Consider the following 25,520-nt stretch of genomic DNA (forward strand, 5'->3'; position numbering starts at 1 on the left):
CCCCCCCCCCCCCCCCCCCCCCCCCCCCCCCCCCCCCCGCCCACAAACAGCCCTGCAGCTGTTGCTGTTGACGTTGCTTGAAGAGCAGGTGCCGGGCGCAGCCCGGCAACACACCACCTACCGTGGCTGTTTGATCGGCAGCACGATGCGGAACGTGGACCCCACCCCCGGCGTGCTGTCCAGGTCGATCCGGCCGTTGTGCTTGTTGATGATGCTGTAAGAGATCGACAGGCCCAGGCCGGTGCCGCTGCCCACCGGCTTGGTGGTGAAGAACGGATCGAAGATGCGCTGGCGCAGCTCCGGCGAAATGCCACCGCCGCTGTCCTGGAACTCCACCCACACGTGCTCGCCTTCCACCCCGGTACGCACGGTGATGACACCCCGTTCGGCAATCGCATGGCCTGCGTTGAGCAGCAGGTTCATGTAGACCTGGTTGAGCTCCGAAGGCAGGCACTCCACCAGCGGCAGCTGACCGAACTCACGGTGCAGTTCCACCTTGTACTTGAGTTCGTTCCAGATGATGTTGATGGTCGACTCCAGCCCGGAGTGCAGGTCGACCAGCTTCCACGACTCGTCACGCCCGGAATAGGAGAAGTCCTTCAGGTCGCGCACGATGCGCGTCACCCGCTCGATTCCCTCGCGCGACTCAGCCATCAACTGCGGCAGATCCCGGCTGATGAAGTCGATGTCGAGGCGATCGCGGATGTCATCGATTTCCGGGATCAGCGTCTTCGGATCCGGCGCACGCAAAGCGCGTTCGTAGGCCTCGATCACCGTGAACAGGCTGCGCAGGTATTCCTGCAGGCTGCCCAGGTTGGAATGCACGTAACCGATGGGGTTGTTGATCTCGTGCGCCACGCCCGCGGCCAGCTGGCCGATCGAAGCCATCTTCTCCGACTGCAGCAGCTTTTCCTGCGCGCCGTTGAGGCGCAGATAGGCCTGACGCAGCTCCGCATGCCGCTGCTGGAGTTCGCGTTCGTAGTCTTCCTGGCCTTCGACCCGGCGGAACAGGCCCAGGTAATAGCCTGCACCCTGATCACGGTGGTGGTAAAGCTGGGCGGTGACGACCGCTTCGCCCATCACCAGGCTGCCACTCCACTGCCCCTCGCGCCGCGCAACAGCCATCGCATCGGGCGGCAGCAGGGCGCGCAGCCGCTGCGCCGGACCGGCACCACTGGCCGGACCGGTGGCCAGCAACGCCTCCACCGCCGGATTGGCCAGGATCACTGAATCATCGTCGGTGAAAAGCAGCAGGCCTTCGCGCACCGGCGCAAGCAGCGCCTGCAGGAGCGCGGGCGAAGGGAGGGACGGCGTCGGGTTCGGGAAGGCGGCAGGCACGGGTGCTCGGCGTGGCAGGGATGAGTGCCACTATACGATGCCTGCAGATGCGGGCGAGCCGCAACACGGGTCGCCGTGCCGCCGGCCCGGATCAGGCGACGGCGAGCGGACGCCCGGCGGTCATCTGCTGGGACTGGCCCTTGCTGTCATACGCTGGCGCATCTTCGTTGCGGCCCAGCTGGCGCAACGCCCAGTTGACCTCGCGGCGTCGGCGCGACAGCAGCACGCCGTTGGCGCGGTTGCGTTCGGCCAGTTCCTGCAACTGGCTGGATTCGCCGACCGGCAGCGCCTTGTCCAATGCGCGCAGGGCATCCAGCTTGGCCCCGGTGGCACGGATCAACGCATGCACATCGTGCGCGACCAAGGCCTGGCGCTCGGCATCCAGGGCTTCGCTCAGCCGTTGCATGGGCTCGCTCATGGGCGTGCTCATCCCTGCAGCTGCTGGTCCAGATCAAGCATGCGCGATGCAATCGCTTCTGGATTGATCCGGTAGCTGCCGTTCTGCAGCGACTCACGCACTGCGGCCACGCGCTCGGCATCGATCGCCGGGGCGGCCGAAAGGCTGCGTTCCAGGGCTTGCAGGTTGGTGGCTTCACCGGTCAGCTTCAAGCTGTCGGCTGCCTGCACCGGACGCGCGGGCGCATCGGTACTGATGCCGGGCCGACTGGCCGGACCCACCGCGCGCAGGGTCTGCGCCGCCTGCAGGGTACCGTCGATTTTTTGGCTCATTGGAGCTCCAAGGGTTGCCGTACTGTAACGATAACGGCCACCGGACCGTGATCTTTAGGGGGTTTTGCGATTTTTTTCAGCGCGTCACTAAAACGTCGCCACTGGCGTCCACGGTGCCCTGCACTATCTTGCGCGAAGTCAGGTTCTCCACCGACAGGCGTTCGTTCTCGCCGGCATCGCCCAGCGCCTTGCCGGCCACCCGGACTTCCACCGATCCGCGCCGGGACACCAGCGCCACGCTGTCGCCGCGCCGGACCAGCCGCTGTGCGACCAGGTCAGAGGCGGACAGCAGGCTGCCCGCCTGCAGCGTCCGGCGTGCCACCCGGCCGACGGCAGCGGCGGGGTCGGCCAGCACGGCGCCGGCGATCCGCGCTGCATCACGCTGGGCGGTGGTCATATCGGCAGCAGCCAGCGTTTCTCCAGCGGCAATACCACGTGCCAGCACCAGCACGGTCTGCTCGCGGCGCACCTTCACCGGCACGAACAGGCGCCAGCCGCCGGCATCGGGGCAGCTCACTTCCACGGTGGTACTGGCGGTGGGCTGCGCGGCCAGGCCCTGCGCGCAGGCCGGCAGGCGCAGCGCATCGGCAACCACGGCCTCGCCCTGCTCGCCCGCGCCCAGTGTGGACAGTGCGGCCGTGCGGATGCTGTCCACCGGCTGCCACGAGGGCGCGGCCCCGGCGGGCGCGGCCATCGCCAGCATCAGCCAGCACATCGTCTTGAAGGATGGCATGCCACCTCCGGTCATGGGATCACCCGCCCTGCTGCAAGCGCCGTGCCAATCGCAACGCGGCCGCGCCGCTCAAGTCCATCGCCGGCGCGCCGATACAGCCTGCATGTCACATGACCTGCTCAACCGCATCGACCAACGCACCCGGCTGGCTGGACACAACCGGCTGGCCCTCCTGTTGTTCCGCCTGGGCGGACGCCAGCTTTTTGGCGTCAACGTGTTCAAAGTGCAGGAAGTGCTGCGGCGCCCTGCCCTGTTCCAGGTGCCGGGCCTGCCCAGCCAGTTCTCCGGCGTGGCCGATGTGCGCGGCCGCTCGGTGCCGGTGCTGGACCTTGGCGTGGCCATCGGCCATCCCGAGCGGGGCAACAACGGTGACGGCCCGGGCTATCTGGTGGTGACCGAGTTCAACCGCTCCATCCAGGGCTTCCTGGTCAGCGGGGTGGAGCGCATCGTCAACATCGCCGTGCAGGACATCCATCCACCGCCGGAACTGGGGGCCGAATCCAGCTACCTGACGGCGGTGACCCGCTTCCAGGGCGAGCTTATCCAGGTGATCGACGTGGAAAGCGTGCTGGCCGATATCGCCCAGACCCGCAGCGAAGCGGTGCTGGACCCGGCCATGGCCCTGCCCGCCGACGCCCCGCCGATGCAGGTGCTGGTGGTGGACGACTCGCGCGTGGCGCGCCAGCAGATCCGCAGCGTGCTGGACCAGTTGGGCGTCGGCGCGACCCTGCTGTCCGACGGCAAGCAGGCGCTGGACCACCTGCTGCAGATCCACGCCGCCGGTGAAGACCCGGCCCAGCGCTACGCGATGGTGATCTCCGACATTGAAATGCCGGCGATGGACGGCTACACGCTGACCACCGAAATCCGCCGCCACCCGGGCCTGTCCGGGCTGTTCGTGCTGCTGCACACCTCCCTGTCCGGCGTGTTCAACAACGCGATGGTCGAGCGCGTGGGGGCCAACGCCTTCGTCGCAAAATATTCCCCGCACGAACTGGCCGACTTCGTCCTGGACCGCCTCCGCCGCGTCGCCGAAGCCGCCTGACCCCACGCCCCCCTGGCATCACCGCCGAGCACGGCCAAGCGCTAGCGTTCCCGCGTTCGATTAAATAATGCGGGGTGGCGGGCAGGCCTGGGCAGGACGCTGAGCCGCATGGATGCGGCGATGCAGCCTACACGGACGTACTTGCGGCGTGTCCTGCGCAGGCCTGCCCGCCACCACGCCCCCAGCCCAACGCCGCCGCTTTGGCACAAAGGTTGCAGCCTCCCCGGCACAGTTCCGTGGGAGCGCGCCATGTCCAACCTGATTTCCGACTACCTGGGTGTCCATGCCCAAGCCATGCCGTTGCGCGAGCAGCGCATGAAGCTGATCGCCAGCAACCTCGGCAACGCCGACACGCCCGGCTACAAGGCCCAGGACCTGGACTTCGACGCCGCCCTGCGCAGCGCCCAGGGCCAGTCCGGCAACGGCCTGCTGACCACCACCAACGAACAGCACCTGGCGATCGGCGGCGGCCTGAACCCGTTCCAGATCTCCCGTGAAGGCATCCAGCCCAACCTCGACGGCAACACCGTGGACCCGGACACCGAGCGCGCCGCCTACGGCCGTGCCGCGCTGGAATACCGGGCCTCGCTGAGCTTCGTCGAATCCAAGGTGCGCTCCATGCTCACCGCGATCACGGGGCAATAAACCATGAGCAACCTGCCGATCTTCGACATCGCCGGCTCCGCCCTGCAGGCGCAGTCGGTGCGCATGAGCACCATCGCCTCAAACCTGTCCAACGCCGATTCGGTGGCTGGCTCGGCCGAAGCGGTCTACAAACCGCTGGAACCGATCTTCCAGGCCGTCACCAGCCGGAGCGATCCCAACATTACCACGGTGCAGGTCAAGGAAATCAGCCAGAGCAACGCGGCGCCGATCAAGCGCTACGAGCCCGGCCATCCACTGGCCGACGGCGATGGCTACATCTACCAGGCCGACGTCGACCCGGTGGCGCAGATGGTCAACCTGATCTCCACCTCGCGCAATTACCAGGCCGGCGTGGAAATGCTGAGCACCGCCAAAGAACTGGCCCTCGCCACGCTGACGATGGGCCGCTGAGGCGCGCCCGCAAGGATCTCTCCATGAGTACTGCCATCACCACCCAGTCCAGCCAGGATGTGTATGCCGCCCTCGGCCTGAACTCGCCCAACAGCAGCGCCAGCAAGAAAAAAGACACGCTGGAGCAGGCCGACTTCCTGCGCCTGATGACCGAGCAGCTGCAGCACCAGGATCCGCTGAAGCCGATGGACAACACCCAGATGGTCGCGCAGATGGCGCAGATGTCCACCGTGCAGGGCATCACCGACCTCAACACCACCGTGCAGGGCTTCCAGACCTCGATGGCCAGCGACCAGGTGCTGCGTGGCGCTGCGCTGGTCGGCCACGACGTGCTGGTACCGTCGGAAAAGATGGTGCTGGAGGAAGAGGGCAGCGTCGGCGGCGTGGTCGCCGCGCCCAGCGCCGGCATGATCAACGTGGACATCACCGATGCCAACGGCTTGAAGGTCGCCCAGATCAGCGTGGAAGCCAGCGCCGCCGGCGAGACCAGCTTCGAATGGGACGGCAAGGACAGCAGCGGCAACCGCCTGCCGCCCGGCAACTATTCGCTGGTGGCCAACCACACCGATGCCGCCGGCGCGCAGACCAAGCTCGGCACCTACGTGGAGGCGCCGGTGGAAAGCGTGACCGTCGGTTCCGACGGCCTGTACCTGAATCTCAAGGGATTGGGCGCCGCCCCGATCGACTACGTGCTCCGCATCAGCTGAGCCCCCAGACCGAATAATCGAGGAGTCCACCATGGCTTTCAATGTCTCGCTGTCCGGCATCAACGCCGCCAACACCGACCTCAGCGTCACCGCCAACAACGTCGCCAACGTCAACACGACCGGCTTCAAGCAGTCGCGCGCCGAGTTCGCCGATCTGTTCTCGGCCACCAGCTATGGCCTGTCACGCAATGCGGTGGGCTCCGGCGCACGCGTGTCCAACGTGGCCCAGCAGTTCAGCCAGGGCAACAACAGCCAGACCGGGCGCAGCCTGGACCTGGCCGTGTCCGGCGAAGGCTTCTTCACCATGAGCATGAACGGCCAGCGCACCTATTCGCGTGCCGGCAACTTCCAGACCGACGCGCAGGGCTTCGTGATCAACCCGGCCGGTGCACGCCTGCAGGTGTTCACCCCCAACGCCGATGGCACGACCTTCGATTCCGGTCGCCTGACCGACCTGCAGCTGCTGACCACCGACAGCCCGCCCAAGCAGACCGGCAGCGTGCAGCTGGCCTTCACCCTGCCGGCCAACAGCAGCCAGCCCACCGTGACCCCGTTCGACCCGACCGATTCGAACAGCTACAGCCAGTCCAGCGGCGGGGTGACGGTGTATGACTCGCTCGGTGTCAGCCACACCCAGACCTCGTATTTCGTCAAGGGCACGGCTGCCAACGAGTGGCAGGTGTACAACTACGTCGACGGCCAGGCCGCCGGCGCACCGACCACGCTGCAGTTCAACGAGAGCGGCGCGCTGGTTGCCCCGGCCAACGGCAGGATCACCCTGGACGGCTTCACCCCGGCCACTGGCGCCGGCCAGCTCAACCTGACCCTGGACGTGGCCGGGTCGACCCAGTACGGCGAGAAGTTCGCCCTGCGCAATTTCCAGCAGGATGGCTACGCGGCCGGCAAGCTCAACGAGATCAGCGTGTCCGAACAGGGCGTGGTCTATGCGCGTTATTCCAATGGCGATGACAAGGCACTGGGCCAGGTCGCACTGACCAACTTCAACAATGCCCAGGGATTGCAGTCGACCGGTGACAACATGTGGGTGGAAACCTTCGCCTCGGGCTCGCCGCGCACCTCGGCGCCGGATTCGTCGGACCTGGGCAAGATCCAGGCCGGCGCACTGGAATCGTCCACCGTGGACCTCACCGAGCAGCTGGTGAACATGATCGTGGCCCAGCGCAACTTCCAGGCCAATTCGCAGATGCTCAGCACCCAGGACCAGGTCACCCAGACCATCATCAACATCCGTTGATGATGGCCGGCTGACCGCAGCACGGAGCTTCCCCGATGGACAAGGCCCTCTACGTCGCGATGACCGGCGCCCGTGCCTCCCTGCAGGCACAGGGCACGGTGTCGCACAACATCGCCAACACCGATACGCCGGGCTTCAAGGAAGCGCTGGCCAACACCGAAGCCTTCGCGATCCGCGGGCAGGGTTTCGCTTCGCGCGTGGACGCCATCCATGTCGATGCCGGTTTCAACCGGCGCGTCGGTGCCCAGCACATCACCGGCAATCCGCTTGACCTGTCCCTGCAGGCGGGCAGCTGGCTGACCGTGCAGGCACCGGGCGGTGGCGAGGCCTACACCCGCGGTGCGGCGCTGTCGCTGACCCCGAACGGCCAGTTGGTCACCGCCGGTGGCCACGCGGTGCTGGATGAAAACGAAAACCCGATCGCCATTCCGCCGCACCAGGCGATGGAGATCGGCAACGACGGCACCATCTCGATCATCCCGCTCGGCGAGGGCCCGCAGACGATGGCGGTGATCGGCCGGATCAAGGTGGTGGCGGCCGATGACGCGCGGCTGGAACGCGGGCTCGATGGCCTGTTCCGCAACACCGATCCGCAGCAGCCGTTTGTGCAGACCCAAGGCAAGGCACTGGAAAGCGGCCAGCTGGAAGGCAGCAACGTGGACGCCGCCGGTGCGCTGGTGCAGATGATCCAGCTGCAGCGGCAGTACGAAATGCAGGTCAAGGTGATCAAGCACGGCGACGAAAACGCACGCAGCGCCAATAGTCTGCTGCGGCTGAACGGCTGAGTCCACGCCGACGACGGAATACCGGCGCGCCGCAATGGCACGCCGCTTGCAGCACCCCTGGTGAAGCACCTGCGAGCGTTCGCAGGTACCTGCCCCGCCCCGCTGGGCCGGACACCACGCAGAGGACCCGACCATGAACCAGGCACTGTGGATCGCCAAGACCGGACTGGACGCGCAGCAGACGCGCATGTCGGTGGTATCCAACAACCTCGCCAACACCAACACGACCGGCTTCAAGCAGGACCGTGCCAGTTTCGAGGACCTGCTGTACCAGCAGGTGCGCCAGCCTGGCGGTGCCACGTCGGCGCAGACGCAGTTGCCGACCGGCCTGCAGCTGGGCACCGGCGTGCGCGTGGTGGCCACCGCCAAGAACTTCGAACAGGGCAGCCAGCAGCAGACCGGGCGCGCACTGGATGTGATGGTCAATGGCCGCGGTTTCTTCGAAGTGTCCATGCCCGACGGCAGCTCGGCCTACACCCGCGACGGCTCGTTCAAGGTCAACCAGGACGGCGAGCTGGTCACCAACAGCGGTTACCCGGTGCAGCCGGGCATCCAGATCCCGGAAGGTGCACAGACGCTGACCATCGGCAGCGACGGCACGGTCAGCGTGAAGATGGCCGACGACGCGGCCACCGTGGAGATCGGCGCGCTGACCCTGACCGACTTCATCAACCCCGCCGGCCTGCAGTCGCGCGGCGAGAACCTGTACCTGGAGACCACCGCATCCGGCCCGGCGCAGAACGGCAATCCCGGCCTCAACGGGCTGGGCAACGTGGTCCAGGGCGCACTGGAAGGCAGCAACGTCAACGTGGTGGAAGAGCTGGTTTCGATGATCGAAACCCAGCGCGCCTACGAAATGAACGCCAAGGCCATTTCCACGACCGACTCGATGCTCGGCTACCTCAACAACAACGTCTGATCGGACCGCCATCATGCTGCCAGCCGCTTCCCTCGCCCGCCTGACCTTCGCTGCCGCCGCCATCGCGCTGCTGGGCGGCTGCGTGATCGCCGGCGACGTGCGCCCCTACCCGGCCCTGGCGCCGGTGCAGCCGGTGATGCCGCCGCAGGCCCAGGCAACGGCCGGGGCGATCTACGCCGCCGGTCCCTCGCTGCAGCTGTATTCGGACCGCCGCGCACGCGATGTCGGCGACCTGCTGACGATCACCCTGCTGGAAAACACCCAGGCACAGATGAGCGCGAATACGGCCACCAGCAAGGAATCCGAGCTGGCCATCGGCACCCCGACCATCTTCGGCGCACCGGTGACCCTGGGCGGCAAGGACATCCTGTCGGCCACCGCGAATGGGTCGCGGGATTTCACCGGGCGCGGCAACAGCGCACAGAGCAACCGCCTGCAGGGCAACGTGACGGTCACGGTGATGCAGCGCCTGCCCAACGGCAACCTGGTGGTGCAGGGCCAGAAGAACCTGCGGCTGAACCAGGGCGACGAGCTTGTGCAGGTGCAGGGCATCGTGCGCGCCGCCGACATCGCACCGGACAACACCATTCCCTCCAGCCGCGTGGCCGATGCCCGCATCGTCTACGGCGGGCGCGGCGCGGTGGCGCAGTCCAATGCGATGGGCTGGCTGAGCCGCTTCTTCAACTCCGGCCTGGCGCCGTTCTGAGCATGCCTGCCATGAACCTCCTCACTTTTTCTGCCCGCCTGTTGATCGCAGCCCTGGTCGTTGCCGGTGCCGCGTTGCCGGCGCAGGCCGAACGCATCAAGGACCTGGCCCAGGTCGGCGGCGTGCGTGGCAATGCGCTGGTGGGCTACGGCCTGGTGGTCGGCCTGGATGGCAGCGGTGACCGCACCAGCCAGGCACCGTTCACCGTGCAGAGCCTGAAGAACCTGCTCGGCGAGCTGGGCGTCAATGTTCCGGCGAACGTCAATCCGCAGCTGAAGAACGTCGCCGCCGTGGCGATCCACGCCGAGCTGCCGCCGTTCGCCAAGCCGGGCCAGCCGATCGACATTACCGTCTCCTCGATCGGCAATGCGGTGTCGCTGCGCGGTGGTTCGCTGCTGATGGCCCCGCTGAAGGGTGCCGACGGCCAGGTCTACGCGATTGCCCAGGGCAACCTGATCGTCGGCGGTTTCGGCGCACAGGGCCGCGATGGCTCGCGGGTGTCGGTCAACGTGCCCAGCGTGGGCCGCATCCCCAACGGCGCCACTGTCGAACGCGCGCTGCCGGATGTGTTCGGCGCGGCCGGCGAGATCACCCTGAACCTGCACAAGAACGACTTCACCACCGTCTCGCGCATGGTTGCCGCACTCAACAACGCCTTCGGCGAAGGCGCTGCCCGCGCGGTCGACGGGGTCACCGTCGCGGTCAACGCGCCGACGGATCCGGGCGCACGCATCGGCCTGCTGGCACGCATCGAAAGCCTGGAGCTGACCCCGGGCGCGGCATCGGCGAAGGTGGTGGTCAACTCGCGCACCGGTACGGTGGTGATCGGCCAGCAGGTCCGCGTGGGCGCCGCCGCCATCTCGCACGGCTCGCTGACGGTGACCATCCAGGAAGGTACCAACGTAAGCCAGCCCAATGCGCTGGCAGGCGGCCAGACCGTGGTGAGCCCGCAGTCCACCATCACCGCCACCAACGATGGCAGCCGCATGTTCAAGTTCAACGGTGGCACCTCGCTGGATGAAATCGTGCACGCGGTGAACGCAGTGGGCGCCGCACCTGGCGACCTGATCGCGATCCTTGAAGCCCTCAAGCAGGCCGGCGCGCTGAGCGCCGAGCTCGAGGTGATCTGACATGCGCATCCAGCCATCCTTCGAGCTCAATCCTTCGCAGCGCAACGATCCGGCCCAGGTCGACAAGGTCGCGCGCCAGCTTGAAGGACAGTTCGCGCAGATGCTGGTCAAGAGCATGCGCGATGCCAGTTTCGGTGACTCGCTGTTCCCTGGCGAAAACACCATGTTCCGCGAGATGTACGACCAGAAGATCGCCGAGTCGATGACCCGCGGCAAGGGCCTGGGGCTGTCGGCGGTGATCAGCCGTCAGCTTTCCGGCGCTGCGGCGGAAGGACCGGCACTGGATGGGCGCATCAACGCCACCGAAGCCACCCGCGCCTACCAGCTCAACGCCCCGGCCGCTGAAGCGCCGGCGATGCCGCTGGAAGACGCCGACCAGGCGGTGCGCATGCTGCAGCAGATGGCGGCAGGGACCTCCCCACGCCTGTTGCAGCCGATGGAACAGGCCTTGGATCTGATCGCCGGGCGCGACAGCAGCAGCATGCACCAGGCGCTGGGCAGCAGCGATCCGTATGCGGCGCAGACGCTGGCAGCGCCGGCACCGGTCGCGGCCGAAGACCAGTGGGCGGCAACAGCAACCAACCGCGGCACCGGCCCGTCGGCGATCGATACGCTGGCCAGCAGTTCGGCCGTGGCGCGCCTCGGCTCGCACACTCCCGAAGGCTTCGTGGCGGGCATCTGGGCACACGCACAGACCGCCGCCAAGGAACTCGGCGTGGATGCCCGTGCGTTGGTCGCGCAGGCCGCGCTGGAAACCGGCTGGGGCAAGCGCCAGATCACCCACGGCGATGGCCGCACTTCGCACAACCTGTTCGGCATCAAGGCCACCGGCTGGAGCGGCGACCGCGCCACCGTGGGCACCCACGAATATGTGAATGGCGCACGCCGCAACGAAACCGCCAGTTTCCGCAGCTACAGCTCGCCGGCCGAAAGCTTCGCCGACTACGTGCGCCTGCTGAAGAGCAACCCGCGCTACCAGAAGGCACTGGAAGCCGGCACCGACGTGCGCGGCTTCGCGCGCGGGCTGCAGCAGGCCGGCTATGCGACCGACCCGTCGTACGCCAACAAGATCGCCAGCATCGCTGGCGGCCCGACCATCGAACGCGCGGTCGCCGCCATCGGCGATGCCGGCGCGCAGTTGGGTCGCACCTTCGCCAGCACTGCCCAGGCAGCGCTGGGCACCGCCCGTCGCTGAGGAACCCCATGACCAGCGTGCTTTCTACCGGTACCAGTGCCCTGCTCGCCTTCCAGCGCGCACTGGCCACCACCAGCCACAACGTGGCCAACATCAACACCGTTGGCTACAGCCGGCAGCGCGTGGACTTCGCCACCGCCGATCCGCAGCAGATGGGCTACGGCACCGTTGGCAACGGCACCCGAATCGCCGATATACGGCGCGTTGCCGACCAGCTGGCGATCTCGCGGCTGCTCGACGGCAGCGGCGAACTGGCCCGGCTGAAGCAGCTGTCCACCATGGCCGACCGCGTCGATTCGCTGTTCTCCGATGCCTCCACCAACGTGGCCGGGGTGTGGTCGAACTTCTTCGATTCGGTCAGCGGACTGTCGTCCAACGCGTCGGCCACCGCTGACCGCCAGAACGTGCTGGACAGCGCCAATACGCTGGCCAATCGCTTCCGCCAGCTCAATACCAGCCTGGACAGCCTCAACAGCGAGGTCAACAACGGCATCAGCGCCGCAGCCACCGAGATCAACCGGCTGGCGGCGGAAGTGGCGCAGATCAACGGCGCCATCGGCAGCAACGCCGCCAATGCCGCACCGGACCTGCTGGACCGCCGTGACCAGCTGATCGCCAGCCTGGTCGGCTACACCGGCGGCAACGCAGTGATCCAGGACGGCGGCTTCATGAACGTCTACACCGCCGGCGGCCAGGCGCTGGTGGTCGGCAGCACGGCCAGCAAGGTCACCACGGTTACCGATGCCTACCAGCCCGAGCGCCTGCAGCTGGCGCTGGAAACCCAGGGCGCCAAGGTGGTGCTGGATTCGAAGGCACTCGGCGGGCAGGTGGGCGGGCTGATGGAGTTCCGCGAAACCGTGCTGACCCCGGCCCAGGCCGAACTGGGCAAGCTGGCGGTGGGCCTTGCGACCACCTTCAACGACACCCACCGCAACGGCGTGGATCTGTACGGGCAGATGGGCACCGACCTGTTCAACATCGGCAGCCCGCGCATTACCGAGAACACCGCCAACACCGGCAGTGCGACGATCCAGGCCAGCTTCGGCGACCTGTCCAGGCTGGATGCGCAGAACATCGTGCTGCGCTTCGACGGTACCCAGTGGCAGGCCAACCGCGCCGACACCGGTGCGGCGATCCCGCTGACCGGCAGCGGCAGTGCGGCCGATCCGCTGGTGATCAACGGCGTGCAGATGGTGGTCGGTGGCACCCCGGCGGCCAATGACCGCTTCCTGCTGCAGCCGACCGCCAACGTGGCCGGCAGCATGAGCGTGGCGATCACCGATCCGTCGCGGCTGGCCGCGGCGGCGCCGATCAAGGGGGCGGCGGCCACCGCCAACACCGGCACCGGCAAACTCACCGACGTCAAGGTGGCCGACGCCGCCAATGCAGCGCTGCGCAATCCGGCCGCCATCGTCTTCACCGCCGCCGGCCAGTACACCATCGACGGCGCAGGCCCGTTCGCTTATACCGCCGGCCAGACGATCACCGCCAATGGCTGGAGCTTCGTGCTCGATGGCGCGCCCAAGCCGGGCGACAGCTTCAACATCACCCCGGTCGGTGCCGGCTCGTCGGACAACAGCAACGCCTTGGCACTGGCCAAGGTGGAGCACGCCAAGACCTTCAACAGCGGCACCGTCACCCTCAATGGCGCGCTGGGTGGGCTGACCACGCAGGTCGGCGCGGCCGCACGTTCGGCGCAGTACTCGCTGGATGCGCAGCAGGTGATCACCGACCAGGCGCAGGCCGCGCGGGATTCGGTATCCGGGGTCAACCTGGACGAAGAAGCAGCGGACATGCTCCGCCTGCAGCAGGCCTACCAAGCGGCTTCGCAGCTGATTTCCACCGCCGACACCATGTTCCAGACCATCCTCGGAGCCGTCTCGCGATGAATGACCGTATTTCCACCGGGATGATGTTCAGCCAGTCGGTTTCGCTGATGCTGGGCAAGCAGTCCAAGATCAACCACCTGGAACAGCAGATCGCCACCGGCAGCAAGATCGTGTCGGCCAAGGACGATCCGGTCGCTGCCGGCACCGCCGTCGGGCTGGACCGCGTGGTGGCCGGGCTGGAGCAGCTCGGCAAGAACGCCAACAACGCGCAGAACCGCCTGGGCCTGCAGGAAAACGCCTTGGCCCAAGCCAATGAACTGATGACCCGCGCGGTCGAGCTGAGTATCCAGGCCAACACGCCGGTGCCCGGCAACACCGACCTCAAGGCGATCGTCAGTGAGCTGAAAACCATCCAGGACAGCCTGCTGTCGCTGGCCAACAGCAAGGACGGCAGCGGTCGTTACCTGTTCGGTGGCAGCAACGATTCGGACGCGCCGTTCCTCAAGGCCGGCGGCACGGTCAGCTATGTCGGTGACCAGACCCAGCGCCAGGTTGAAGTGGCACCCGGCCAACTGGTCAACGATGCCCTGCCCGGCAGCGAGATCTTCATGCGCATCCGTACCGGCGACGGCACGGTGGACGCCAGCGCGGCCGCCGGCAACACCGGCAGCGGCCTGCTGACCTCGGTCAGCCGCGATGGCAGCGCGGACTGGGACGGCGGCGCGCTCAACGTGCGCTTCACTGCCGCCGGCGAAGGCGCCTACGAGGTGCTGGACGCTGCCGGCGCGGTGGTGGCCACCGGCACCCACACCAAGGGCGAAGACATCGTGGTCGGCGGCGTGCGACTGCGCATCGAAGGGGCACCGGCCGCCGGTGACCGCTTCGACGTGGTGGCCTCCAGCTCGCGCGACATCTTCGCCACGATGGACACGCTGATCGGTGCACTTGAATCGGATCCGCAGACCGCGGCCGACCGCACCGGCATGCAGAACCTGCTGCAGTCGAGCATGCGTGACATCACGCGTGCCTCGGAAAACATGATCGATGCACGGGCCAAGGGCGGTGCGCAGCTGGCCGCCATCGACGACGCCGCCAGCGCACGCGACGCCACCGCCGTAACCGTAAAAAGCACCCTTTCCACCCTGCGCGACCTGGACTACGCCGATGCCATCGGCCAGTACAAGCTCGAAAACGCGGCCCTGCAGGCCGCGCAGACGATCTTCAGCCAGATGCAGGCGATGTCCCTGTTCAACAGTATCCGCTGACCTTCAACCGGGCGCCCCAAGCGCGCCTCTACCAACAGACCCGAGCAACCTACGGAGACGCCCCATGGCACAGATCATCAACACCAACACGATGTCGCTGAACGCCCAGCGCAACCTTTCCACCAGCGGCAACTCGCTGGCCACCTCGATCCAGCGCCTGTCATCGGGCCTGCGCATCAACAGTGCGAAGGACGACGCGGCGGGCCTGGCGATCTCCGAGCGCTTCACCACCCAGATCCGCGGCATCAACCAGGCCGCGCGCAATGCCAACGACGGCATCTCGCTGGCACAGACCGCCGAAGGCGCACTGGGCGAGATCGGCAACAACCTGCAGCGCATCCGCGAGCTGGCCGTGCAGGCGCGCAACGCCACCAACTCCGATTCCGACCGCCAGGCGCTGAACGCCGAAGTGCAGTTGTTGAAGGCCGAGATCCAGCGCGTCGCAGAGCAGACCAACTTCAACGGCACCAACCTGCTGGACGGCAGCTTCACCAACCAGGCCTTCCAGATCGGCGCCGACCAGGGCCAGACGATCAACATCTCGCAGATCGCCAACGCCAACATCAAGGAACTGGGCAACTGGAACCAGGTCGACACCTCGGCCACGTTCACCGCCATCGCACCAGCAGGCACCGGCGGTGGCGTGGCCGGTCCGGGCCTGGCCAGCTTGAGCCTTGCCGGCGTGGCGGACCCGACCGCGACGTTCACCTTCGAAGTGGATGGCACCGAAGTGACCGTTGCAGCCGATGGCGCGCGTGATGCGGCCGGCCTGGCGGCTGAAGTGGCCACCCAGATCAACAGCGTGCGCCCCGGCCTGGCCAGTGCCGACGGCAACGACGTTGCGCTGGAAAACACGGGTGCGGCTGCCGTGGTGGTCGATACGTTCTCCAACGGCGTTGCAGCACAGACGGTCGCCGCACAGGGCGCGGGTGGCACGGCGACGTTCTCTGCCGGCAACTTCACCCTGACCGGTGCCAAGGGCACCGCTACCATCAACTTCGCTGCGGCTGGCGGTGCAGGACAGCGTGCCAGCGATCTGGTCAAGTCGATCAACGACCAGAGCTACAACACCGGCGTGACCGCTTCGCTGGACAGCAGCGGCCGCCTGCTGCTGGCATCGCAGGATGGCGACTTCACCCTGGCCGGCGGCGCAACGCTGACCGAACAGACCGGCCTGACCGCCGGCACCACCGCCGGTGCCGCCATCGGCAGCGCGTGGGCGGCCGGTCTGCCCAAGTCGGGCTTTGCCGACCTGGACATCACCTCCACGTTGGGGGCGGACAATGCGCTCAACGCAATGGATGCGGCGCTGACCTCGATCAACTCCTCGCGCGCTGATCTGGGTGCGGTGCAGAACCGCTTCAGTTCCACCATCGCCAACCTGACCACCTCTTCGGAGAACATGTCCGCCGCGCGAAGCCGCATCCGCGATACGGACTATGCGACGGAGACCGCCGAACTGACCCGCACGCAGATCCTGCAGCAGGCCGGCACGGCGATGCTGGCCCAGGCCAACCAGGCACCGCAGAACGTGCTCAGCCTGCTGCAGTCGTAAAACCGCTGAGGCCGGGTGGCACACGCCACGCCGGCCCCCGGTGGCGCCGAGCCAGGCGCAGCACCCAAAGGCCCCGCCAGGCAACCGGCGGGGCCTTTCTGCCTCAAAAGGCCGCCGAGCATGGCCCGGCGCTACCGATCCTGGAAAAAATATTGACTTGTGGCTAAAGGCTGGGCAGGCAGTGCCGTTATTGATTTCAGCAGCGGCAGCACACCCCCACCGGGGCGCCCATCCACTGCCCCCGTTACCGGCCAGGCTGATCTGCCGGACCCACTGCCAAAAAGGAAAACCGCACCATGGCACAAGTCATCAACACCAACACCATGTCGCTCAACGCACAGCGCAACCTGGGCACCAGCGGCAACAGCCTCGCCACCTCGATCCAGCGCCTGTCCTCGGGCCTGCGCATCAACAGCGCCAAGGACGACGCGGCCGGCCTGGCCATCTCCGAGCGCTTCACCACCCAGGTGCGCGGCATGAACCAGGCGTCGCGCAACGCCAATGACGGCATTTCGCTGGCACAGACCGCCGAAGGCGCCCTGGGCGAGATCGGCAACAACCTGCAGCGCATCCGCGAGCTGGCCGTGCAGTCCCGCAACGCCACCAACTCCGATTCGGACCGCCAGGCCCTGAACTCGGAAGTGCAGCTGCTGAAGGCTGAAATCCAGCGCGTTGCCGAGCAGACCAACTTCAACGGCACCAAGCTGCTGGACGGCAGCTTCCAGAGCCAGTCCTTCCAGATCGGCGCCAACCAGGGCCAGACCATCGACATCGCCCAGATCGCCAACGCGAACATCGCTTCGCTGGGCAACTGGAACAAGGTCGACACCGCCGCCAAGATGACCGGCGCGGCTCCGGCCGGCGCAGCAGGCGCAGGCGGCGGTGCCGCTACCCCGGGTACCGGCACGCTCTCCAGCGCCACTTTTGCCGCCGCGACGGATACCGCCGGCGTGTTCTCCTACGCTGATTTCACCGTGGACGTGGGCGGTACCACGGTCAACGTTACCGGCGTGACCGACGGGACGAGCCAGGCTGACGCCTCGGCCAAGCTGCTTGCAAACATCGCGACGGCGATCAATGGCGATGCCACCGTAGGCGGCGCTACCGGCCTCACGGTCGACGGTACGACGGGCGCGATCAGCAACGCAGGTGCTGCCGTAACCATCGCCGGCACGGGCGGTCCGATCAACGCGGACGTCGCCGTAACCGCGGCAGCGACTGGCGGCGCCGCCGGTGCCAACACCTTCTCCTCGGGCAGCTTCACCCTGACCGGTTCGAAGGGTTCGGCCACGATCAACTTCGGCGAAGCCGGCAGCTCGGCACAGCGCGCTGACGAACTGGTCAAGTCGATCAACGCCCAGAGCTACAACACCGGCGTTTCCGCTTCGCTGGATTCGGGCAAGCTGGTCCTGACCGGCGCTGATGGCAACGTCACCGTGGCTGCCGGCGGCGGCTCCGATGCCGCTGGCCTGCTGGCCCAGACCGGCCTGACCGCAGGTTCCACCGCCGCCAGCGCCGTGGGCACTGCCTGGGCCGCCGGCGCTGCCGACACCGGCTTTGACGACCTGGACATCTCCGACGTTGCCGGTGCGGACAACGCACTGAAGGCGATGGACGCTGCACTGGACTCGATCAACTCCGCCCGCGCCGACCTGGGCGCCGTGCAGAACCGCTTCACCTCGGTGGTGGCCAACCTGAGCACCTCCTCGGAGAACATGTCCGCTGCACGCAGCCGCATCCGCGATACCGACTATGCGTCGGAAACCGCTGAGCTGACCCGTAACCAGATCCTGCAGCAGGCCGGTACGGCGATGTTGGCCCAGGCCAACCAGTCCAGCCAGAACGTGCTGAGCCTGCTGCGCTGATCCTTCGGCCAGGCAATACGTAATACCGGAAAGGGGGCGAAAGCCCCCTTTTCGTTTGTGTCGGACGGCAGAGCGTGACGACCAACGGTCGTCACCCACAACGCCAGCGGCAGTCACTACCGGCGTGGCACGGGGCTTGCATCACCGTCGGCAGCGCAACCGCGCTCAAGCTTGCCCGACCACGGCCGATAGCTGATGCATGGCATCGGCTCGTGCCGTCACAGCACAAGGATCCTTCCATGTCCCTCGGCACCATCGGTTCCGGCCTCGACATTCCTTCCCTGGTCTCCCAGCTGGTTGCCAGTGAGCGCGCGCCGCGCCAGAACCAGATCAATACCGCCGGAACCGCCGCGACGGCCAAGGTGTCCGCACTGGGCAGCATCAAGAATGGCATGACCAGCCTGCAGACGGCCTTGACCGCACTGGTCAAGGGCGCCGCCGCGCCGGGCATCAAGCCCAGCACGCCGACGGAGTCGAACTTCACCGCCACCCTGGATACCGCCACGACCGCCGGCAAAGCGGCGGCCGGCACGCACGAGGTGGAGGTCAAGACACTGGCGCAGAGCCAGAAGCTCAGCTCCAAGGCCTATGAGAAGGACGCGGTGATCGGCGACGGCACGCTCAGCATCGGCCACGGTGACAAGACGATCAACGTCACCATTCCTGTCGGCGCCAAGCTGGCGGAGGTCGCTGCAGCGATCAACTCCGCCGCCGGCGGCAAGGGTGTCACCGCTGCCATCGTGACCGCCGATGATGGCCAGCACCTGGTGCTGAGTGCGGTGGATTCGGGCACCAAGGGCGCACTTACCGTCAGCACGACGGGCGGCAATGGCGGCCTCGCCGAGCTGGTCCACGATCCGGCCGGCACCTCGAAACTGACCGAGATGGTCGCCGCCCAGGATGCGGTGGTCGTGGTGGACGGCTTCACCCGCACCTCCAGTTCAAACACCATCACCGACCTGGTTCCTGGCATCAGCTTGACGCTGACCAAGGCCAAGGAAGGCGAAAAGCAGACACTGACCCTGACCCCGGACAACACGGCGCTGAAGTCCAACCTGACTGCCTTCGTCAGCGCCTACAACGCCATCCAGGGCACGCTGAAATCCTCAAGCGCCTACAACGCCGAAACCGGTACCGCCTCCACGCTGACCGGCGATGCGATGGTGCGCGGGCTGCAGCAGCAGCTGCGCAGCTCGCTCAGCGCCAACGTCAACGATCTCAAGGCCATGGGCGTGACCATCGCCGCAGATGGCACCCTGAGCCTGGACGCGGCCAAGCTCGATACCGCCATCGGCAAGGATCCCGAAGCGGTGAAGGCGCTGTTCGGGGCAGAGGGCAGCATTGGCAAATCGATGACCGCCCTGCTGAAGAGCAACCTGGATACCAGCACCGGTACGCTTACCCAGCGCACCAATACGCTCAACAAGGAAATCAAGGCGCTGGAAAAGCAGCTTGATGACCTGGATGCGCGGATGGAGAAGGTGAGCGAGCGCTACACCAAGCAATTCACCGCCATGGAAAAGATGGTGGCGCAGATGCAGAGCGCGAGCGGTTCGCTCAGCTCGCAGCTGCTCAGCAACAGCTGATCGACTCAAGTTCGTCGGCCCCCGGGCCGATATCAAATGAAACATCTGGTGCCATCGCGCGTCGCCCGCCTCCGGGACCGCACGCACCATGGGACCCCAGGAGAGATACATGTACGGCACAAACCGGCAGTTCGCCGAGCAGTACCGCAAGGTCGGCGTCAGCACTTCGGTGGTCGATGCGGACCCGCACAAGCTGGTGGCGCTGCTGCTGGCCGGTGCCTGCGAGCGCATCCGCACCGCCGAGGCCGCGCTGCAGCGAAGTGATCAGGCGCGCAAGGGCAAAGCAATCGGCGAAGCCTGCTCGATCGTCGGCCATCTCGACGGATCGCTGGACCATGAGGCCGGCGGTGAGATCGCCGCCAACCTGTCCGCGCTCTACGAGTTCGTGATCGTGCGCTTGACCGAAGCCAACCTGCACAACGATCCGGCTGCGCTGAAGGATGCACTGAGCCTGATGATGGAGATCGACTCGGCCTGGAACGCCATCCCCGGCGACCAGCGCCAGATCCGTGGCGCAGGTACACCATGACCGCGCTGCTGCAGCCGCTGCACGCCTCGCTGGAGACGCTGGAAGCGCACCTGCCCAGCGGCGACCACGAAGGCAGCGAACGCCTGATGGCCGAGCATCTGCAGGCGGTGGCGGCGCTGACGCTGAGCGTCGAACGCCCCACCGACGATGCGATCCGGACCCTGCTTGCCCACCAGCAGCGGGTGATGGGCCGCATGGTGCAGCTGCGCGATGAAGCGGCTGCCCACCTCAACCACGGCAAGCGCTCCCTTCGCGCTGCGCATGCCTACCTGAAGGCAGAATCGCTGGCATGAATACGCCCGCCGCGCCGCTGATCCACCATCCCGCAGAAAGCGAGCTGTTCGATGAAACGCTGAGCTGCGAGGTGGACCTGCCCGCGGACTTCCTGCGCGGCAGCGGCGGCGTGCGCGCCAGTGCGGCCGAGCAGCTGCTGCGCAGCATCGGCCTGGTGGAAGACAGCCGCGGCGAGGACAAAGACGACCGCGGCGAAGCCAGCCCCGGCCAGCAGCGCATCGAAGCCAAGCTCGACCTGGTGCTGCTGCTGGTGGGCCGGCTGGTACGCCAGCAGGCCGATGCCCTGCCCCTGCGTCCGCTGCGCTGGTCGCGACGCGGCATCCGACTGCAGCTGGGCCCGCGCAGCGGCGCGGTTGCGGGCAGTGCTGGCACGGTGCGCCTGCAGCCCAGCGACTGGCTGCCGGACCACGTGGACCTGCCGGTGCAGGTAGTGGCCGAAGCAGCCAACGGCGCCGGCGGTCACTACCTGTGGCTGCGTTTCGACGAGCTCGGTGACGGGCTGGAAATGGCGTTGGAACGCCACCTGTTCCGCCTGCACCGCCGCCAGATCGCCGACGCCCGACGCTACCGCTGAGGCGCAATACGGGATGGCCGTCGCTGTACGCGACTGTCGCTATTGGCTGCCCGGCCCCGGTCCGTTATGGTGGTCCCTTCCCTGCCCGTAGTTGCTCACCTTGCGCGTTCTGATCGTCGACGACCACACCCTAGTCCGCGCCGGCCTTGGGCGACTGCTGCAGGGATTCGCCGATGTCCAGCTGGTGGCCGAAGCCAGCAATGCTGAACAGGCGCTCCAGCAAGCGCTGCAGCATGCACCGGATGTGGTGCTGATGGATCTTTCCCTGCCTGGGCGCACCGGTCTGGAAGCACTCAGCGATATCCGCCTGCATGCCCCGGGATCGCGCGTGGTGATGATGACCATGCATGACGACGTCGCCCACGTGCGTGATGCGCTGGATCGCGGCGCAGTAGGTTTCGTGGTCAAGGATGCCGCGCCGGGCGAACTGGAACTGGCACTGCGCGCGGCGCATGCCGGCCAGGTGTTCCTGAGCCCGCAGATTTCCGCAAAGATGCTTGCTCCGATGCTGGGGCGGGAGAAGCCGGTGGGCGTAGCGGCCCTGTCCCCGCGCCAGCGCGAGATCCTGCGCCGGATCGGCAGCGGACAGAGCAACAAGGAAATGGCGGCCGACCTCGGCATCAGCGTCAAGACCGTGGAGACCCATCGCGCCCGGATGATGGAATCGCTGGGCTGCCGTCGCGCCAATGACCTGGTGCTGCTGGCCGCGCGCCACCAGAGCGATCTGGAATAGCGGGCGACGACGCTTTTCCGACGCCGTGGCCGCCGCGCGTCGAGATTCCTGCGACGGCAGGCCGGACCGCTACTGCAGATCAGGCACTTGCACTTGGCCCCGTGACGGAAACCCGTTGCGATGTAGGGATTTTCCTGACAATGGGTCAGGGTCGGCCCTAGCGCGCTCAGGAACCCCCCGATTTCCCCTACCCCTGCCAACAAGCAAGATGTGTTCCATAACGCGTCGGGGATGGCGCAGGGGAATGCAGATGAAAGCCGCACTCAATGTCCAGCTGGGCCAGAACCTCCACCTGACACCGCAGTTGCTGCAGTCGATCCGGCTGCTGCAGCTCGATGGCCTGCAGCTGGAACAGGAAATCCAGCGCGCCCTGGACAACAACCCGCTGCTGGAAATCGAAGAAGTCCGCGACAGCGTGGCCGAGGCCGGTAGCGCCGTGGACGCGGCCACCGATGCGGCCGCCTTCGACGAGCTGCCCGAGAGCGGCATGTGGGACATCCCCGGGGCCAGCTGGCAGGACGGTGACGACGATCGCATGGCGCGCATCGCCGCCGGCCAGTCCAGCGATCCGCATCTGCGCATCCTGCAGGGCCTGGCACTGGAACTGGACGAGCGCGCACTCAGCATCGCCGCCTTCTGGCTGGAACATTGCGACGATGCGGGTTACCTGCAGTCTCCGCTGGCACAGCTGCAACTGCTGGGCAGCGCCCGGCTGGACGTGCAGGCCGAAGAACTGGAGGCCATCCGCCAGCGCCTGCTGCAGGGCGACCCGGCCGGCATGGCCGCACAGCACCTGGGCGAATGCCTGCAGGCCCAGTTGGACGCCCTGCCCGGCGCGGTGGCCGCCCGCCATCTGGCACGGCGCATCCTGGCCGGATCGCTGGAGCTGCTGGCCAGCCACGATTACCCCGCCCTGGCCGCGGCGCACGGCAGTGAAGAAGCCGACGTGCACGAAGCGGTACGGCTGATCCTGTCCCTGCAGCCGCGGCCCGGTGACAGCCTGCTGCCCGAGCGCAACGCGGTGGTGGTGCCCGACGTCAGCGCCTGGCACGCCGACGGCCAGTGGCGCGTGGCGCTGAACAGCCGCAGCAGCCGCCGGGTGGGCATCAACCGGGACTACGAACAGGCCCTGGCCGACTGCCCCGATGCCAGCCCGGCCATGCGCGAAATGCTCGCCGAGGCGCGCTGGCTGACCCGTGGCCTGTCGATGCGCCACGACACCCTGCTGCGCACCGCGCGGGTGATCGTCGAGCGCCAGGCCGCCTTCCTCACCCGCGGCGACGAGGCGATGGCCCCGCTGACCCTGAAAGAGGTGGCCGATACCATCGGCATGCACGAATCCACCGTTTCGCGCATCACCACCGGCAAATACCTGCAGACCCCGCGTGGTACCTTCGAACTCAAGCACTTCTTCGCCGTGCGGCTGGAAGGGGCCAGCGTCTCCGGGGCGGCCGTGAAAGCCATGGTGCGCCGGCTGATCGAATCTGAACCGGCGGGGCGGCCACTGGCCGATGAGGCCATCGCCGGGCTGCTGGCGCGCCAGGGAGTGAACATTGCACGCCGGACCGTTGCAAAATACCGGGAACAACTGGATATCGCCCCGGCGCGCGAGCGCCGTCGGCCGGTGGTCCGGCAACCGCTGATGGCCCGGGTGGGCTGAGGACGAACTGGAATGGACAAGCTCACCGTGTTGCTGGTCGATGACCACGAGGGTTTCATCAACGCCGCCATGCGCCACTTCCGCAAGGTCGACTGGCTGGCCGTGGTCGGCAGCGCCGGCAACGGACTGGAAGCCATCGAGCGCTCGGAAAGCCTGCGTCCGCAGGTGGTGCTGATGGACCTGGCGATGCCGGAAATGGGCGGCCTGCAGGCTACCCGCCTGATCAAGTCGCAGGACGATGCCCCGTACATCGTGATCGCCAGCCACTTCGACGATGCCGAACACCGCGAGCACGCACTGCGCGCCGGCGCCGACAATTTCGTCAGCAAGCTGTCCTATATCCAGGAAGTCATGCCGATCCTGGAAGGGTTGAAGGGAAACTGAAATGAGCGAGTCACGGATCCTGCTGCTGGACAATGACGCCGTCCGCGCCGAGCACACCGTCGCCCTGCTGGAGTTCATGGATTTCAACCCTCGCTGGGTGTCCGACGCGGCGGATTTCTCCACCGGCCGCTATCGCCAGAACGACTGGATGGCGGTGATCGTCGGTGCGCTGGACGACAACGAAGCGAGCAGCGCATTGTTCCAGTGGCTGGGCCAGAGCAGCCTGCCGCCGCCGGTGCTGTTGATCGACGGCGATGCACAGGCGTTCGCGCGCCGCCACGGCATGCATGAAGCCAACATCTGGCCGCTGGAGGCGCCGCTGCGCCACGCCCAGATGGAAGCGCTTCTGCGCCGCGCCAGCCTGAAGCGGCTGGATGCCGAACACCAGGCCGGCGCCGTGCAGGAACAGGGACCCACCGGCACCGGGCCGGCGGTGATCGCACTGCGCCAGATGATCGAACAGGTGTCGGCGTTCGACACCACCGTGCTGGTACTGGGCGAGTCCGGCACCGGCAAGGAAGTGGTGTCGCGTGCGATCCACCAGCGCTCACCGCGCCGCGATGGGCCGTTCGTTGCGATCAACTGCGGCGCGATTCCGCCGGACCTGCTGGAAAGCGAGTTGTTCGGTCACGAAAAAGGCGCGTTCACCGGTGCGCTGAGCACGCGCAAGGGCCGTTTCGAAATGGCCGAGGGCGGCACCCTGCTGCTGGATGAGATCGGCGACATGAGCCTGCCGATGCAGGTCAAGTTGCTGCGCGTGCTGCAGGAACGCAGCTTCGAGCGCGTCGGAGGAAACGAGACGATCCGCTGCAACGTGCGCGTCATCGCCGCCACCCACCGCGATCTGGAAAGCCGCATCGCCGATGGCAAGTTCCGCGAGGACCTGTTCTACCGGCTCAACGTGTTCCCGATCGACGTACCGGCGCTGCGCGAACGCATCGAAGATCTGCCGATGCTGGCCGAGAACATCGCCGCCCAGCTGGCGCGCACCGGCCGTGGCGAAGTCCGCTTCGCACCCGAAGCGCTGCAGGCACTGACCACCTATGCCTGGCCTGGCAACGTGCGCGAACTGACCAACCTGGTCGAGCGCCTGGCCGTGTTGCATCCCGGTGGCACCGTGCGCGTGCAGGATCTGCCGGTGCGTTATCGGGCCGACCTGCCGGTGCCGGCGGTAGCAGTCGCCCCCGTGCTGGACGCCCCGGCCTCCGGCGATGACCGGTTGGACCTGCGAAGCTTCTCCTTCCATGCCCCCGGCCAGGGCCATGCCCCGCCGGCACCGCCGGCCGGCCTGCCGGATGACGGGCTGGACCTGCGCAACCACATGGCGACCATCGAACTGGCGCTGATCCACGAGGCGCTGGAACGCACCCAGGGCGTGGTGGCGCATGCCGCCCAGCTGCTGGGCCTACGTCGCACGACACTGGTGGAAAAGCTGCGCAAGTACGGTATCGAACGCGACCAGCCGGAACTGACTGGCTGACCGACACGCCGGAGAACGCCGGTAACGCTTGTAGCGCTGGTAGCGCCGAGCCACGCTCGGCGAGCGCAGCGGCAAGGGCAACGACGTGACGACCAACGGTCGTCACCCACCGATTGCGACGCTCGTCTCCCACCGGAGGCGACGGCATGACGGCCAGCGGCCGTCACT

Annotated in this window: 26 protein-coding genes; 22 read left to right on the forward strand and 4 right to left on the reverse strand. The window is 67.1% G+C overall.

Annotated elements, in window-relative coordinates:
- Positions 1-117: 117 nt before the first annotated feature.
- The 4 genes from H9654_RS02585 to flgA all read right to left on the reverse strand — a co-directional run bounded on the left by H9654_RS02585 (position 118) and on the right by flgA (position 2,800).
- Complete coding sequence (locus tag H9654_RS02585; RefSeq protein WP_101099005.1) at positions 118-1,338, reverse strand: ATP-binding protein; 1,221 nt, start codon at positions 1,336-1,338, stop codon at positions 118-120.
- A gap of 91 nt (positions 1,339-1,429) precedes the next feature.
- Positions 1,430-1,768, reverse strand: a complete 339-nt coding sequence (locus H9654_RS02590; RefSeq protein ID WP_191768770.1) for a flagellar protein FlgN — start codon at positions 1,766-1,768, stop codon at positions 1,430-1,432.
- On the reverse strand, positions 1,765-2,067 hold the full coding sequence (gene flgM / locus H9654_RS02595) for a flagellar biosynthesis anti-sigma factor FlgM (protein WP_101099007.1): 303 nt from the start codon (positions 2,065-2,067) through the stop codon (positions 1,765-1,767). Before flgM ends, H9654_RS02590 begins: the two co-directional genes overlap by 4 nt.
- Positions 2,068-2,143: 76 nt before the next feature.
- Positions 2,144-2,800 (reverse strand): flagellar basal body P-ring formation chaperone FlgA, encoded by a 657-nt coding sequence (gene flgA / locus H9654_RS02600; protein ID WP_191768771.1) that lies wholly within the window; start codon positions 2,798-2,800, stop codon positions 2,144-2,146.
- Positions 2,801-2,903: 103 nt separating this feature from the next.
- On the opposite strand from flgA, the gene H9654_RS02605 reads away from it, so the two are divergent.
- The 22 genes from H9654_RS02605 to H9654_RS02710 all read left to right on the forward strand — a co-directional run bounded on the left by H9654_RS02605 (position 2,904) and on the right by H9654_RS02710 (position 25,352).
- A complete protein-coding gene (locus tag H9654_RS02605; RefSeq protein ID WP_101099008.1) occupies positions 2,904-3,845 on the forward strand; it encodes a chemotaxis protein in 942 nt (313 codons plus the stop codon).
- A gap of 249 nt (positions 3,846-4,094) precedes the next feature.
- Positions 4,095-4,490, forward strand: coding sequence for a flagellar basal body rod protein FlgB (flgB, locus tag H9654_RS02610; RefSeq protein ID WP_191768773.1), 396 nt, complete (start codon positions 4,095-4,097; stop codon positions 4,488-4,490).
- Between the two features lie 3 nt (positions 4,491-4,493).
- On the forward strand, positions 4,494-4,901 hold the full coding sequence (gene flgC / locus H9654_RS02615) for a flagellar basal body rod protein FlgC (RefSeq protein WP_191768775.1): 408 nt from the start codon (positions 4,494-4,496) through the stop codon (positions 4,899-4,901).
- A 23-nt stretch (positions 4,902-4,924) separates the two neighbouring features.
- On the forward strand, positions 4,925-5,608 hold the full coding sequence (locus H9654_RS02620; RefSeq protein ID WP_191768777.1) for a flagellar hook assembly protein FlgD: 684 nt from the start codon (positions 4,925-4,927) through the stop codon (positions 5,606-5,608).
- Between the two features lie 31 nt (positions 5,609-5,639).
- A complete protein-coding gene (gene flgE, locus H9654_RS02625) occupies positions 5,640-6,863 on the forward strand; it encodes a flagellar hook protein FlgE (protein ID WP_191768779.1) in 1,224 nt (407 codons plus the stop codon).
- A 35-nt stretch (positions 6,864-6,898) separates the two neighbouring features.
- Positions 6,899-7,648 (forward strand): flagellar basal body rod protein FlgF, encoded by a 750-nt coding sequence (locus H9654_RS02630; RefSeq protein ID WP_101099011.1) that lies wholly within the window; start codon positions 6,899-6,901, stop codon positions 7,646-7,648.
- Positions 7,649-7,781: 133 nt separating this feature from the next.
- Positions 7,782-8,567, forward strand: a complete 786-nt coding sequence (gene flgG, locus H9654_RS02635; RefSeq protein ID WP_042615437.1) for a flagellar basal-body rod protein FlgG — start codon at positions 7,782-7,784, stop codon at positions 8,565-8,567.
- A 13-nt stretch (positions 8,568-8,580) separates the two neighbouring features.
- Positions 8,581-9,273: a flagellar basal body L-ring protein FlgH gene (gene flgH / locus H9654_RS02640; protein WP_042615436.1), complete on the forward strand. Its 693-nt coding sequence runs from the start codon at positions 8,581-8,583 to the stop codon at positions 9,271-9,273.
- Between the two features lie 11 nt (positions 9,274-9,284).
- Positions 9,285-10,403, forward strand: coding sequence for a flagellar basal body P-ring protein FlgI (locus H9654_RS02645; RefSeq protein ID WP_191768780.1), 1,119 nt, complete (start codon positions 9,285-9,287; stop codon positions 10,401-10,403).
- 1 nt (position 10,404) lies between these two features.
- A complete protein-coding gene (gene flgJ / locus H9654_RS02650) occupies positions 10,405-11,598 on the forward strand; it encodes a flagellar assembly peptidoglycan hydrolase FlgJ (protein ID WP_191768782.1) in 1,194 nt (397 codons plus the stop codon).
- An 8-nt stretch (positions 11,599-11,606) separates the two neighbouring features.
- Positions 11,607-13,487 (forward strand): flagellar hook-associated protein FlgK, encoded by a 1,881-nt coding sequence (gene flgK / locus H9654_RS02655; protein WP_191768784.1) that lies wholly within the window; start codon positions 11,607-11,609, stop codon positions 13,485-13,487.
- Positions 13,484-14,692 (forward strand): flagellar hook-associated protein FlgL, encoded by a 1,209-nt coding sequence (flgL, locus tag H9654_RS02660; protein WP_191768786.1) that lies wholly within the window; start codon positions 13,484-13,486, stop codon positions 14,690-14,692. Before flgK ends, flgL begins: the two co-directional genes overlap by 4 nt.
- Before the next feature lie 64 nt (positions 14,693-14,756).
- A complete protein-coding gene (locus H9654_RS02665; protein WP_191768787.1) occupies positions 14,757-16,247 on the forward strand; it encodes a flagellin in 1,491 nt (496 codons plus the stop codon).
- 296 nt (positions 16,248-16,543) lie between these two features.
- A complete protein-coding gene (locus H9654_RS17995) occupies positions 16,544-18,112 on the forward strand; it encodes a flagellin N-terminal helical domain-containing protein (RefSeq protein ID WP_191768789.1) in 1,569 nt (522 codons plus the stop codon).
- 239 nt (positions 18,113-18,351) lie between these two features.
- Positions 18,352-19,698 carry a flagellar filament capping protein FliD gene (fliD, locus tag H9654_RS02675; protein WP_191768791.1) on the forward strand — a complete coding sequence of 449 codons (1,347 nt, stop codon included), beginning with the start codon at positions 18,352-18,354 and terminating at the stop codon, positions 19,696-19,698.
- 109 nt (positions 19,699-19,807) lie between these two features.
- Positions 19,808-20,227: a flagellar export chaperone FliS gene (gene fliS / locus H9654_RS02680; RefSeq protein ID WP_101099019.1), complete on the forward strand. Its 420-nt coding sequence runs from the start codon at positions 19,808-19,810 to the stop codon at positions 20,225-20,227.
- Complete coding sequence (locus H9654_RS02685; RefSeq protein ID WP_191768793.1) at positions 20,224-20,520, forward strand: hypothetical protein; 297 nt, start codon at positions 20,224-20,226, stop codon at positions 20,518-20,520. Before fliS ends, H9654_RS02685 begins: the two co-directional genes overlap by 4 nt.
- Positions 20,517-21,095, forward strand: coding sequence for a PilZ domain-containing protein (locus tag H9654_RS02690; RefSeq protein ID WP_191768795.1), 579 nt, complete (start codon positions 20,517-20,519; stop codon positions 21,093-21,095). Before H9654_RS02685 ends, H9654_RS02690 begins: the two co-directional genes overlap by 4 nt.
- A 100-nt stretch (positions 21,096-21,195) precedes the next feature.
- Positions 21,196-21,828, forward strand: coding sequence for a response regulator (locus H9654_RS02695; RefSeq protein ID WP_042615450.1), 633 nt, complete (start codon positions 21,196-21,198; stop codon positions 21,826-21,828).
- A 250-nt stretch (positions 21,829-22,078) separates the two neighbouring features.
- A complete protein-coding gene (rpoN, locus tag H9654_RS02700; RefSeq protein ID WP_191768918.1) occupies positions 22,079-23,488 on the forward strand; it encodes an RNA polymerase factor sigma-54 in 1,410 nt (469 codons plus the stop codon).
- 12 nt (positions 23,489-23,500) lie between these two features.
- Positions 23,501-23,872, forward strand: coding sequence for a response regulator (locus tag H9654_RS02705; protein WP_057507695.1), 372 nt, complete (start codon positions 23,501-23,503; stop codon positions 23,870-23,872).
- A gap of 1 nt (position 23,873) precedes the next feature.
- On the forward strand, positions 23,874-25,352 hold the full coding sequence (locus H9654_RS02710) for a sigma-54 dependent transcriptional regulator (RefSeq protein ID WP_101099022.1): 1,479 nt from the start codon (positions 23,874-23,876) through the stop codon (positions 25,350-25,352).
- Positions 25,353-25,520: the final 168 nt, after the last annotated feature.

Origin of the sequence: Stenotrophomonas lacuserhaii, from assembly GCF_014836545.1 — a bacterium.
GTDB classification, from domain to species: domain Bacteria; phylum Pseudomonadota; class Gammaproteobacteria; order Xanthomonadales; family Xanthomonadaceae; genus Stenotrophomonas; species Stenotrophomonas lacuserhaii.

What these genes read in the sequence shown, in the direction of transcription:
- fliS (WP_101099019.1), top strand. Translation starts at nt 19,808, where the DNA reads ATGTACGGCACAAACCGGCAGTTCGCCGAGCAGTACCGCAAGGTCGGC.
- flgB (WP_191768773.1), top strand. Translation starts at nt 4,095, where the DNA reads ATGTCCAACCTGATTTCCGACTACCTGGGTGTCCATGCCCAAGCCATG.
- flgC (WP_191768775.1), top strand. Translation starts at nt 4,494, where the DNA reads ATGAGCAACCTGCCGATCTTCGACATCGCCGGCTCCGCCCTGCAGGCG.
- flgK (WP_191768784.1), top strand. Translation starts at nt 11,607, where the DNA reads ATGACCAGCGTGCTTTCTACCGGTACCAGTGCCCTGCTCGCCTTCCAG.
- H9654_RS02690 (WP_191768795.1), top strand. Translation starts at nt 20,517, where the DNA reads ATGAATACGCCCGCCGCGCCGCTGATCCACCATCCCGCAGAAAGCGAG.
- flgA (WP_191768771.1), bottom strand. Translation starts at nt 2,800, where the DNA reads ATGCCATCCTTCAAGACGATGTGCTGGCTGATGCTGGCGATGGCCGCG.
- H9654_RS02645 (WP_191768780.1), top strand. Translation starts at nt 9,285, where the DNA reads ATGAACCTCCTCACTTTTTCTGCCCGCCTGTTGATCGCAGCCCTGGTC.
- H9654_RS02710 (WP_101099022.1), top strand. Translation starts at nt 23,874, where the DNA reads ATGAGCGAGTCACGGATCCTGCTGCTGGACAATGACGCCGTCCGCGCC.
- H9654_RS02705 (WP_057507695.1), top strand. Translation starts at nt 23,501, where the DNA reads ATGGACAAGCTCACCGTGTTGCTGGTCGATGACCACGAGGGTTTCATC.
- rpoN (WP_191768918.1), top strand. Translation starts at nt 22,079, where the DNA reads ATGAAAGCCGCACTCAATGTCCAGCTGGGCCAGAACCTCCACCTGACA.
- H9654_RS02590 (WP_191768770.1), bottom strand. Translation starts at nt 1,768, where the DNA reads ATGAGCACGCCCATGAGCGAGCCCATGCAACGGCTGAGCGAAGCCCTG.
- H9654_RS02665 (WP_191768787.1), top strand. Translation starts at nt 14,757, where the DNA reads ATGGCACAGATCATCAACACCAACACGATGTCGCTGAACGCCCAGCGC.
- flgH (WP_042615436.1), top strand. Translation starts at nt 8,581, where the DNA reads ATGCTGCCAGCCGCTTCCCTCGCCCGCCTGACCTTCGCTGCCGCCGCC.
- flgG (WP_042615437.1), top strand. Translation starts at nt 7,782, where the DNA reads ATGAACCAGGCACTGTGGATCGCCAAGACCGGACTGGACGCGCAGCAG.
- H9654_RS02685 (WP_191768793.1), top strand. Translation starts at nt 20,224, where the DNA reads ATGACCGCGCTGCTGCAGCCGCTGCACGCCTCGCTGGAGACGCTGGAA.
- H9654_RS02605 (WP_101099008.1), top strand. Translation starts at nt 2,904, where the DNA reads ATGTCACATGACCTGCTCAACCGCATCGACCAACGCACCCGGCTGGCT.
- flgE (WP_191768779.1), top strand. Translation starts at nt 5,640, where the DNA reads ATGGCTTTCAATGTCTCGCTGTCCGGCATCAACGCCGCCAACACCGAC.
- fliD (WP_191768791.1), top strand. Translation starts at nt 18,352, where the DNA reads ATGTCCCTCGGCACCATCGGTTCCGGCCTCGACATTCCTTCCCTGGTC.
- flgJ (WP_191768782.1), top strand. Translation starts at nt 10,405, where the DNA reads ATGCGCATCCAGCCATCCTTCGAGCTCAATCCTTCGCAGCGCAACGAT.
- H9654_RS17995 (WP_191768789.1), top strand. Translation starts at nt 16,544, where the DNA reads ATGGCACAAGTCATCAACACCAACACCATGTCGCTCAACGCACAGCGC.
- flgM (WP_101099007.1), bottom strand. Translation starts at nt 2,067, where the DNA reads ATGAGCCAAAAAATCGACGGTACCCTGCAGGCGGCGCAGACCCTGCGC.
- H9654_RS02630 (WP_101099011.1), top strand. Translation starts at nt 6,899, where the DNA reads ATGGACAAGGCCCTCTACGTCGCGATGACCGGCGCCCGTGCCTCCCTG.
- flgL (WP_191768786.1), top strand. Translation starts at nt 13,484, where the DNA reads ATGAATGACCGTATTTCCACCGGGATGATGTTCAGCCAGTCGGTTTCG.
- H9654_RS02620 (WP_191768777.1), top strand. Translation starts at nt 4,925, where the DNA reads ATGAGTACTGCCATCACCACCCAGTCCAGCCAGGATGTGTATGCCGCC.